General features: G+C 59.0%; 7 protein-coding genes and 1 pseudogene. 3 read left to right on the plus strand and 5 right to left on the minus strand.

The annotated features are described in order from the left end of the window. Positions 1-42: 42 nt before the first annotated feature. A complete protein-coding gene (locus tag ACRESJ_RS29720; protein ID WP_431761074.1) occupies positions 43-912 on the minus strand; it encodes a pirin family protein in 870 nt (289 codons plus the stop codon). Positions 913-1,400: 488 nt separating this feature from the next. On the opposite strand from ACRESJ_RS29720, the gene dkgB reads away from it, so the two are divergent. Then, the gene (dkgB, locus tag ACRESJ_RS29725) at positions 1,401-2,204 is read left to right on the plus strand and encodes a 2,5-didehydrogluconate reductase DkgB (RefSeq protein ID WP_431761075.1); all 804 of its coding nucleotides are present in this window, start codon (positions 1,401-1,403) and stop codon (positions 2,202-2,204) included. Here dkgB and ACRESJ_RS29730 read toward each other — a convergent pair. The 4 genes from ACRESJ_RS29730 to mgtA all read right to left on the minus strand — a co-directional run bounded on the left by ACRESJ_RS29730 (position 2,201) and on the right by mgtA (position 9,364). Next, positions 2,201-5,416, minus strand: a complete 3,216-nt coding sequence (locus tag ACRESJ_RS29730; protein ID WP_431761080.1) for a transporter substrate-binding domain-containing protein — start codon at positions 5,414-5,416, stop codon at positions 2,201-2,203. The two genes, dkgB and ACRESJ_RS29730, sit on opposite strands and share 4 nt — an antisense overlap. A gap of 30 nt (positions 5,417-5,446) precedes the next feature. Then, positions 5,447-6,073 (minus strand): response regulator, encoded by a 627-nt coding sequence (locus ACRESJ_RS29735; RefSeq protein ID WP_431761076.1) that lies wholly within the window; start codon positions 6,071-6,073, stop codon positions 5,447-5,449. Between the two features lie 73 nt (positions 6,074-6,146). Further along, positions 6,147-6,560: a response regulator gene (locus ACRESJ_RS29740; RefSeq protein WP_431761077.1), complete on the minus strand. Its 414-nt coding sequence runs from the start codon at positions 6,558-6,560 to the stop codon at positions 6,147-6,149. A 101-nt stretch (positions 6,561-6,661) separates the two neighbouring features. Then, complete coding sequence (mgtA, locus tag ACRESJ_RS29745) at positions 6,662-9,364, minus strand: magnesium-translocating P-type ATPase (protein WP_431761078.1); 2,703 nt, start codon at positions 9,362-9,364, stop codon at positions 6,662-6,664. 790 nt (positions 9,365-10,154) lie between these two features. Between mgtA and gcvH the strand changes: the two genes are divergently transcribed. Beyond that, positions 10,155-10,538, plus strand: a complete 384-nt coding sequence (gene gcvH / locus ACRESJ_RS29750) for a glycine cleavage system protein GcvH (protein WP_431761079.1) — start codon at positions 10,155-10,157, stop codon at positions 10,536-10,538. A 48-nt stretch (positions 10,539-10,586) separates the two neighbouring features. Next, positions 10,587-11,169 (plus strand): annotated as a pseudogene (glyA, locus tag ACRESJ_RS29755) (serine hydroxymethyltransferase); the annotation flags it as partial.

The following is an 11,169-nucleotide window of genomic DNA, read 5'->3' on the forward strand; positions in this document are numbered from 1 at the left end:
ATCGCAGCCTTCGGCAGCTCCTACAGTGGGCGTGCTAGTGCTTCAGTAACCGTGCATCTGGCCGAAGCGGCCGGACTGGAAGTCGGCGAACGCCTGGTGGATTTCTTGCTCGGTGTTCATCACGAACGGGCCATGGCCGACGATCGGCTCGTCAATCGGTTCGCCGCTGAGCAGCAGCACCACTGCGTCGTCGTTGGCTTGCAGCGTCAGGTGATCGCCGTTGCGCTCGAACAGGGCCAACTGCCCTTCGCGTACCAGCTCATGGCCATTGACCTGAACGGTGCCGCGCAGCACCACCAGTGCGGTATTGCGCCCTTCATGCAGATCCAGGGTGAGCAACTTGCCGCCCTTGAGGCGAAGGTCCCAGACATCAATCGGCGTAAAAGTGCGCGCCGGGCCGGTGTGACCGTCGAACTCACCGGCAATCAATCGAAGGCTGCCAGCGTTGCCGCTCAAGGCGATGCTTGGGATGTCGCCGTCAAGGATCGTCTGGTAACCGGCGTGGGCCATTTTGTCCTTGGCCGGCAGGTTGACCCACAGCTGCACCATTTCCAGGGTGCCGCCGCTTTTGGCGAACTCTTCGGAGTGAAACTCCTCATGGAGGATGCCTGAGGCGGCCGTCATCCATTGCACGTCACCGGGGCCGATCTTGCCGCCACTGCCGGTGGAATCGCGGTGCTCCAGTTCGCCCTTGTAAACGATGGTCACGGTTTCGAAGCCGCGATGTGGGTGCTGACCAACGCCACGTCGCTCGGTGGTGGGGGTGAACTCAGCGGGGCCGGCGTGATCGAGCAGCAGGAACGGGCTGATGTGTTTGCCCAGGTTGTCGTAGGAAAACAGTGTACGAACGGGAAAACCGTCGCCGACCCAATGGGCCCGTGGACTGGTGTAGATACCGATGAGTTTTTTCATGGTGTCTCCTGATGAGGTGAGTGAAGCCATGGATACAGCTTAAAACTGTGACCAATGCTGCACTAGACCGCAAAAATCAGCCTCAGCGTTCTATCTGGAGAACGATGGTGGAAGACCTCAACAACTAGCCTGCTAGCGATGACATCAGCCCATCCAACATCAATGTGCCTGACCCACCGCATTCGCGGGCTCGCTCCTACGGGGTTTGTGGCGTACACAAGTTCAATGATCGACACCAACCACTGTGGGAGCGTGGCTTGCCCGCGAAGAGGTCGGCCCATCCAACATCAATGTGCCTGACCCGCCGCTTTCGCGGGCAAGCCTCGCTCCTACGGGGTTTGTGGCGTACACAATTTTTATGATTGTTGGCATCTCTTTGGGGGATTCTTGACTTGCGGTAAACATTGCTTTGCCAATCCAGCGGTTTTTCCCACGAATGCAGGCGCGGATACTCACGCTCATTCCCACTGCAACCTCTGGAGTCCTCCATGTCTATTCCCGCCTTCGGTCTGGGTACTTTTCGCTTGCAAGGCCAGGTGGTCATCGACTCGGTGAGCACCGGCCTCGAACTGGGCTACCGGGCCATTGATACCGCGCAAATCTACGAGAACGAAGCCGAAGTCGGCGCCGCCATCGCCGCCAGCGGAGTTGCCCGTGAAGACCTGTTTATCACCAGCAAGATCTGGGTCGCCAACTTCGCCGCGGATCGTCTTATCGAGAGCCTGAAAGAAAGCCTGCAAAAACTGCAGACCGACTACCTGGACCTGACCCTGATCCACTGGCCATCGCCGGAGAATCAGGTGCCGGTCGAGGAGTTCATGGGCGCCCTGCTCGAAGCCAAGCGCCTGGGGCTGACCCGGCAGATCGGCGTGTCGAACTTCACCGTGGACCTGATGAAACAAGCCATCGCCGCCGTCGGGGCCGAGAACATCGCCACCAACCAGATCGAACTGCACCCGTTCCTGAAAAACCGCAAAGTCGTCGAATTCGCACAAAGCCAGGGCATCCGGATTACGTCTTACATGACACTGGCCTACGGCGAAGTGCTCAAGGACCCGGTCATCACAAAAATCGCCGAGCGCCTGCAGGCGACACCGGCACAGGTGACACTGGCCTGGGCCATGCAACTGGGTTATGCGGTGATTCCATCGTCGACCAAACGCGCCAACCTCGCCAGCAACCTCAAGGCCTGCGCCATGAAACTGAGCGACGCCGACATGGCATTGATCGCAGGGCTGGATCGCGGCCAACGCCTGACCAGCCCTAAAGGCATCGCACCCAACTGGGATTAACCACCGCTGCGCCCGAGGCTGTGGTCCAGACGCAGCATGGCTTGTTGCAACTGATCGACGGCAACGTCGATCAGTGAAGCGTTGCCGGCGCGACAAGCACCTTCCAATTGTTCGCAACACGCCACCAGCGCCTGGGCGCGGACCATCTGCGCCCCGCCCTTGATGCGGTGCGCCAGGTCCTGCAGGCCATGATGATTTCCGTTAGCGTGCTCCCGTAGCAGGTGCTCGCGATCATCGCGGTTGGTCGCCACCACATCGCGCAGCAATTCGGCGATCAGCTCATGGTCCAAACCCACGTAGCTCGCCAACCCGCTCAAATCGAGCTCGACGCTCGGCTCGGGTTCGCTCTGCCCCACCGATTCGTGCAAAAACCTCGCGGCCAGCCACGCGCTCAACTCGGCCAGTCGAATAGGTTTGAACAGGCAATCGTCCATGCCGGCTTCGATACAGCGAACCTTTTCCTCTGCTTGGGCATTGGCGGTGAAGCCCAGAATCAACGTCGGCGCCACGCCCTGAAACCGTTCTTCATCGCGGATCGCGCCGGCCAGTTCATAGCCACTGACGAGCGGCATGTTGCAGTCAGTGATGACCAGGTCCAATTCGCGTTCACGCCATAGTTCAAGACCTTGCTGGCCATCCTCGGCTTCGAACACCTCATGCCCCAGGTAGCTCAACTGCCGCAAGAGCAGCAAGCGATTAGCTGGATAATCATCGACCACCAGCACTCTCAACCCCCGTATCGAAGGTGGCACTTCAGGGGCCGACATTTCTGTTGCGGGTAACGGTTGCAACGCGACCAGCACAAGGTTGATGTCCACCCGTGTGCCACGCCCCAGAGCGCTGTCGAGCTGCAACCGGCCACCCATCATTTCGCACAACGTGCGGCTGATCACCAGCCCCAGGCCGGAGCCCTGGCGAGCTGACTGCTGATTGTTATCGGCCTGTACGAACGGGCTGAACAAGCGCTGCTGGTCAAATGCGCTGATGCCAATGCCGCTGTCTTCGATACCCAGGCTGACCATAAGGCGTCCGGACGACGCCGGTACAACCCGCAGTTGCAGGCTGACCTTGCCGCGCGGGGTGAATTTGATCGCATTGCTCAACAGATTGGACAACACCTGTTTCAAACGCGTGGGGTCAACCAGCACATCGCAGTCACTGTGTGGGTCGATTTCCACCTGCCAGTGCAGGTTTTTCTGCAGCGCCAACCCTTCAAACACCCGGCACACCGACAGCACCAGCGCCCGCAGGTTGGTGCGCTCCGGGGTCAGCGACAAATGCCCGGACTCGATGCGGGCGATGTCCAGAATGTCGCCGATCAGCCCCAGCAATTGTTGCCCGGCATTGGACGCCACCTCGATGGCCGCACGGTCGGTAACGCCCTCGTCGGCCCGTTTCAGCGCAAGCTCCAGCATGCCGATCAGGGCGTTCATCGGTGTGCGAATCTCATGGCTCATGGTTGCCAGAAACGTGGTCTTCGCCCGGTTGGCATCGTCGGCCGCGTCTTTGGCGTCCTGCAATTGCTGGAGCCACTGCTGGCGCTGGCGAATCTGCCGCCTCTGCCAGACGATCCACGCCAATGCGAGCAGCAGCAAGGCGCCCGCCACGGCAAAGGCCTGAAGGATTTGTTGGCGATGACGCTGCCAGTAGCTGGGCTCCAGCATCAGGTCATTGCGCCAATACTGAGTCATCTCGTCTATTTCTTCGGGGCCGATGCTGAGCAATGCCTTGTCCAGGATCGAGTGCAGCTCGGTCGAGCTCAGACTGGTCGCCAGGGTACTGCGCGCAGGGTCGGTGCCCACGGTGCTGGTCACTTGCAGACGATTGCGATACAGCCGGGAAATCATGTAGCGCGCCCCGATCAACGAGTTGATACCGCCGTCCGCCTTGCCCTGGGCGACCATGTCCATGGCATCGGCCGTCAAGGGCGCGTTGATCAGCCGGATTTGCGGAAAATGCTGACGGATGAACTCCCCGGCGCTGTTGCCCTGGGTGATGGCCAGGGTTTTTCCGGACATGTCATCGAGGGTCACGGGGCTGCCCGGTTCCGTGCGAGTCACCAGTACATTCGGGCTGGTAAGAAACGGGCGAGTGAACTGCAACTCGGCTTCGCGTTCGATACTGGGGCTGATCCCGGCCACCAGGTCCACCTGCCCGGACCTGATCCACTCGTACATTTGGGCGACGGATTTTGTCGATCGAATGTCGAATTTCAAGCCGGTACGCAGGCTGATTTGCGCCAGCACATCAGCACCGATACCGCGAAATTTGCCCTCGCTGTCGAAGTAGGAAATCGGCATCAGGTTTTCATTGATTGCCACTCTCAAGCGCGGGTGCTGCGTGAGCCAACGCTGCTCGGCCACGCTGAATTGCAAGGGCTCAGTGCCGGCAATAAAGGCCCGGCCGCCGCCCCAGCGGCGCAGGATATTGATCTGTTCATTGGTGGAGACGGCTGCCAGCGCCTGATTGACGATGCGCAGTAACCGACGATTGTCCAGGGCTATGGCAAAAGCGAACCGACCCGGTTCCATGGAAGAAAAATCCGCCAGCTGGACGTTGTTGAGGTAATTCTTGCTGATCAGGTAATGGGCACTTATCGCATCGCCCAGATAGACGTCCGCCTGACCGAAAGCCACGGCACCTACCGCCTCAAGCGTCGAAGGAAACAGCTCGACCCGCGCCTCGGGATAGAACCGCTGCACGTAATTTTCGGGCAGGTAGTGATACAACATCGCCAGATGTTTACCGGTCAACGCCCGGTCCAGCACTTGAGGTGAATCGGTGCCGGTCACCAGTACCGGTTGATCGACGGCATAGGCGCTGGACATCTCCAGCTGCGGATCCTGTGCCTCATAACTGTTGGCCGTACCGAGCAAGTCGGCCTGCCCTTGCTTGAGCGCCTGAACGGCCTCGGCTCGTGACGAGTAGCGTTGAACGTCGATCCTCACCTGTAACAGCTGTTCGAGCAGCCCGGCATAGTCGGCCGTCATTCCCTCCAGCGCATACCCCGTTGTGGTGATGTCGAAGGGAGGATAATCCGGGGCAGAAACGGCCAGCACCAGCCGACCCTTTTGCTGCAGCCAACGCGCATCGGCTTGCGACAATTTGACGGAGTAACCTTCCACGTTCGAACGCCCCAGCAACGTCAGTGATTGTGGCTGGGCCCAGATACCCGGTGCCCACAGCAAAAGCACCAGCAGCGATGTTTTTATAAAGCCAGGCAAGCGTTCGATGGCGACTTCTCAGATCAAATGGTTGCGCCGCGCGAGATCCCTCAAATGCACCGATGACTCCACGTTGAGTTTTTCTGTCAACCGGGTTTTGTAGGTGCTGACGGTCTTGTGGCTCAAATGCATGATTTCGGCGATAGCCTTGTTGCTCAAACCCCTGGCCAGTTGCTGGAAAATCGTCAGTTCGCGGTCAGATAGCTTGTCGATCATCTGCTTTTCACTGCGTTGCACCGCACTCAGCGATACGGAGCTTGTGGGCAATCGGGTGAAATAGGTATAGCCGGCCATCACCGCTTGCACAGCTTTGTGCAGATGCTGCAGATCGTTGGTCTTGGCGACGTAGGCCGCGGCGCCGGCGCGCATGCAACGTTCCTGATAAAACATCGGTTCCTGGGACGAAAAGATCACGACTCGGCACGGCACCTCGCCGGCCTTGATCCTCGCCAATACATCCAGGCCGTCAAGCGAGGGTATGTTCAGGTCCAGTATCAACAAATGCGGTTTGTGTTCACGGACCATCGGCAAGACTTCATTGCCGCTGGAGGCTTCGTGGATGCGTTTGAACCCCTCCAGCTTGAGGACGATTTTGACTGCACCGCGAATCACCGGATGATCGTCCACAACCAGCACTGACTTCATGGCAACTCCTTGGCAACGCCCGAATTAGACGCAATAGCTGCGCGAAAACTATTGCATGGAACGACAGGCTGAACTACCTGACAGAAATGACAGTACCGACGGACGGTAGCTGGGGATGAACGTTCGCGATCAAGCGCTGGATCGATGCGAGGTCAGGCAACAAGCCATGGCTCACTTCGACTTTCTGCTGCCCGCAGGCCGGGATCAGGGACATTTGCGCCGGCTCACCGTCATAGATCAACACGCGACCCAGTTGCCGGTGATCGAAGCAGAAATCCAGCAAGTCCAGTTTGCCCTGCCCCATGGCAGCATTGATGACCAACAGGTCGAAAGGCTCGCTACTGTAGTCCACCAGGGTCAGCAGCTCATCCAGGCTTTGTACCGGTGCGATTCCGTAACAACCGAGCTGATTGAACCAGCGCTCGATTCTCAGCCGGTGAAAGTGTTGTTCATCAGCGATCAGGATGCGTAAAGACTTTTCCGACATCGTGGCCCCCGGGTCAGATAAAAGAGGGCGCAAGGCTACGGAAGACCTGCTGCCCTTTCTGTAGGACATTTCCTAAATACCTTGTGCAAACGGCCTACCATTCATTGCCAGCCGAACCGTCGGATGTAAAACCCTTTCACCGCCTGGGTCAGGCCCATATACGCCAACAGAATCATAGGCAGGAATACGAAATACAGCGAGGGCAGCGCCTGGAGTTTGAAGTAGTGCGCCAGCGGTCCCATCGGCAGGAAGATCCCCAAGGCCATGATGAGCCCGGTCATCACCATCAATGGCATCGCCGCCCGGCTTTGCAGGAACGGCACCTTCGGCGTGCGGATCATGTGCACGATCAGTGTCTGGGTCAGCAACCCGACCACGAACCAGCCCGATTGGAACAGCGTCTGGTGATCCGGGGTGTTGGCATCGAACACGTACCACATCAGGGCAAAGGTCGTGATGTCGAAGATCGAGCTGATCGGCCCGAAAAACAGCATGAAGCGCCCCACGTCCGCCGGCTGCCAGCGTTGTGGTTTTTTCAGCATGTCCGCATCGACGTTGTCGAACGGAATGGCGATTTGTGAAATGTCATAGAGCAGGTTCTGCACCAGCAGATGCATCGGCAGCATCGGTAGGAATGGAATGAAGGCGCTGGCCACCAGCACCGAGAACACGTTGCCGAAGTTGGAGCTGGCGGTCATCTTGATGTACTTGAGCATGTTGGCGAACGTGCGCCGACCTTCCAGCACCCCCTCCTCCAGCACCATCAGGCTTTTTTCCAGAAGGATGATGTCCGCTGCCTCCTTGGCGATGTCCACGGCACTGTCCACGGAAATACCGATGTCGGCGGTGCGCAGGGCCGGCGCGTCGTTGATGCCATCGCCCATGAAACCCACCACATGTCCGTTGCCCTTGAGCAGCCGCACGATGCGTTCTTTATGCGAGGGAGTGAGCCTGGCGAAGACGTTGCTGGTCTCCACCGCCAACGCCAGTTCGGCGTCGGTCATGCGTTCGATGTCGTTGCCCATCAGCAAGCCTTGCTGTTGCAGGCCGACTTCACGACAGATCTTCGCGGTGACCAACTCGTTATCGCCGGTCAGTACCTTCACCGCCACGCCGTGGGCCGCCAATGCCTTGAGGGCCGGCGCGGTGCTTTCTTTTGGCGGATCAAGAAACGCCACATAACCGATCAGCGTGAGTTCCTGCTCATCGGCCAGGCTATAGCTGTCGCGACCTTCAATCATCGGCCGTGCCGCTACGGCAACCACCCGCAAGCCCTCGGCATTAAACGTGGCAGTGACCTGGCGAATACGTGCCAGCAACTCCTCGCTGAGCGCCTCATCGACTTCGCCGTGACGCACCCGAGAACACACCGCCAGCACTTCTTCTACCGCGCCCTTGCAGATCAGCACATGCGCATGATTACGTTCGGCGACCACCACCGACATGCGTCGGCGCGTGAAGTCGAACGGAATCTCGTCGACCTTGCGAAATGCCGTGCCGACCTTTAATTGCCGGTGGATTTCCACGTGTTCGAGTACCGCCACATCCAGCAGGTTCTTCAAGCCGGTCTGGTAATAGCTGTTGAGGTAGGCCATTTCCAGCACGTCATCGCTATCGTTGCCCCAGACGTCGACGTTGCGTGCCAGGAAGATCCTGTCCTGGGTGAGCGTCCCGGTCTTGTCGGTGCACAGCACGTCCATGGCGCCGAAGTTCTGAATGGCGTCGAGGCGTTTGACGATGACTTTTTTACGCGACAGGAACACCGCGCCCTTGGCCAGGGTCGAGGTGACGATCATTGGCAGCATTTCCGGGGTCAGGCCCACCGCAATCGACAGCGCGAACAGCAACGCTTGCGTCCAGTCGCCCTTGGTGAATCCGTTGATGAACAACACCAGCGGCGCCATGACGAACATGAAGCGGATCAACAACCAGCTGACTTTGTTGACCCCGTTCTGGAACGAGGTCGGCGCGCGATCGGTGGCGCCGACCCGCTGCGCCAGCGCACCAAAATAGGTGTTGTTGCCGGTGGTGACGATGACCGCCATGGCCGTACCGGACACCACGTTGGTGCCCATGAACAGGATGTTGTCCAGGTCCAGTGGGTTAAGGGTGTCGCTGCCCTGTTGGCGGGGGAATTTTTCCACCGGCATCGATTCGCCGGTCATGGCCGCCTGACTGACGAACAGATCCTTGGCACTGAGCACCCGGCAATCGGCGGGGATCATGTCACCGGCCGACAACACGATCAGGTCTCCCGGCACCAATTGCTTGATCGGCAGTTCAAGACGCGCCTCGTCGCGGCGCAGCACCGTGGCGGTGTTGCTGACCATCGCCTTGAGGGCATCGGCGGCCTGGTTGGATTTAGCTTCCTGCCAGAAGCGCAGCAGGGTCGAGAGCACCACCATGGAAAAAATCACGATGGCGGCTTTCATGTCTTCGGTCAGCCAGGAGATGACCGCGAGCAAGGTCAGCAGCAGGTTGAACGGATTTTTGTAGCAATGCCACAGATGCACCCACCACGGCAGCGGCTGTTCGTGCTCGACTTCGTTGAGACCGAATTGTGCGCGCCGTTCCTGGGCTTCAAGTTCACTCAAGCCGTCGGTGTGGCTTTCGAGCGTATTGAGTAACGGGCCTGCGTCACTGCTGGCGGCACTGACCAGGGTTTGCGCCAGGGTCGGCGGTACCTCACGGCTGACCGTGGTGTCGGTGAAGTTTTCCAGCAGCGCCAGGCGGCGAAAGTGTCGGGCGATATGGCGGGTGCGCAGGAATCCGGCAAAGAATTCCTTGAGCAGGGTCAGGTTCATGGCAGTTCCCCCAGGGTCAGCCGGGAAACCGTCGAGCAGGCGTGTCGGTGCGCCGCGATGACGACACGGGGTCGCACATCACAGTTCAGCGTCGATGAGAAGGACGTCGGGACACGGACCAGGACTGGCCGCGATCGGGATGCCGCTGCTCGCTTTTACGGCGAGACAACGGCACAAAAGTCAGTGCGTTATCTTGCCGGGAAGGTACCGGTTATCGAAACCGGTCGACTACTGTCACTCGAACAAGTACCCACTGTGGGTCTCCGTTATGGATGAAAACGCGCGAAGCTTACGCCCCGGTATTTGGAGAGTAAACCTGTTGCAAAAGTTTGCAGGGGGAATTGCGGGGTTCTTCAGGGAGGGTTCAGGATTCAGCATGATCGTTCCCACGCTCTGCGTGGGAATGCCTCAAGGGACGCTCCGCGTTCCAGCTCTGGAGGGGACGCAGAGCGTCCCGGGCTGCATTCCCACGCAGAGCGTGGGAACGATCAATCGCTAGCAGGCTAGCTCCCACAGTGGACTGGGTTGTAGCTGAGCTCTTCGTCTGCAAATCGATACAGCGTCACGAAATCAAGACAAACCCCTTCCCTGCCAGCAATCACGGCGTCTGCGTCCAAGGCCTTGCTTGCCTGTATTGATTTCAATACGGGCGAACGATGATCAACGCCACATATAAATCCCAAGCTATTGATTAATAACGATTAAGTTACTTTGGCACCACCCTTGCTATCACTCCTGCAAGCCCACTCGCTGCCACGCAACGAGCGTCCAAAAACAAGAAGGAGTTGATATGAGCAAATTGCGTTTCACCGTCGATCACGAATGGTTGCGTCTTGAAAGCGATGGCCTGGTCACTGTCGGCATCACTGCGTTTGCCCAGCAAGCACTGGGGGATGTGGTGTTCGTGCAGGTGCCAGAACTGGGGAGTTTCAATGCGGGCGCCGAGGTGTCGGTGCTGGAATCGGTGAAAGCGGCCAGCAGTATCGGCATGCCGTTGGATGGCGAGGTGGTCGAGATCAACACGACGCTGGAGAGCACCCCGGAAATGGTCAACGAAGACCCGTTGGGCGAAGGCTGGTTCTTTCGCTTCAAACCCGTCGACACCGAGGCGCTGGCCGACTTGCTGGATCAGGACGCCTATGAGCGATTGACCGCCGAAACGGCCGACGCCTGAAACCTTTCGACCACCGCCAACATTCCAGAATCGAAAAAGGACTGCACCATGTTCAGCAAACACGACCAGATCAAAGGCTACGACGATGAACTGCTGGCGGCGATGAACGCCGAAGACGCGCGGCAAGAGCACCACATCGAGCTCATCGCCTCGGAGAACTACACCAGCCAGCGGGTGATGCAAGCCCAAGGCAGCGGCCTGACCAACAAGTACGCTGAGGGCTATCCGGGCAAGCGTTACTACGGTGGCTGCGAGCATGTCGACGTGGTCGAACAACTGGCCATCGACCGCGCCAAACAGCTGTTCGGTGCCGATTACGCCAACGTGCAACCGCACTCCGGCAGCCAGGCCAACGCCGCGGTGTATCTGGCACTGCTGCAGGCCGGTGACACCGTGCTGGGCATGAGCCTGGCCCACGGCGGCCACCTGACCCACGGCGCCAAAGTCAGCTTTTCCGGCAAGCTGTACAACGCCGTGCAGTACGGCATCGACACCACCACCGGCCTGATCGACTACGACGAAGTCGAACGCCTGGCTGTCGAGCACAAACCGAAAATGATCATCGCCGGGTTCTCCGCGTATTCGAAGACCCTGGACTTTCCGCGTTTCCGCCAGATCGCCGACAAGGTCG

Origin of the sequence: Pseudomonas sp., from assembly GCF_050739655.1 — a bacterium.
Lineage (GTDB): Bacteria > Pseudomonadota > Gammaproteobacteria > Pseudomonadales > Pseudomonadaceae > Aquipseudomonas.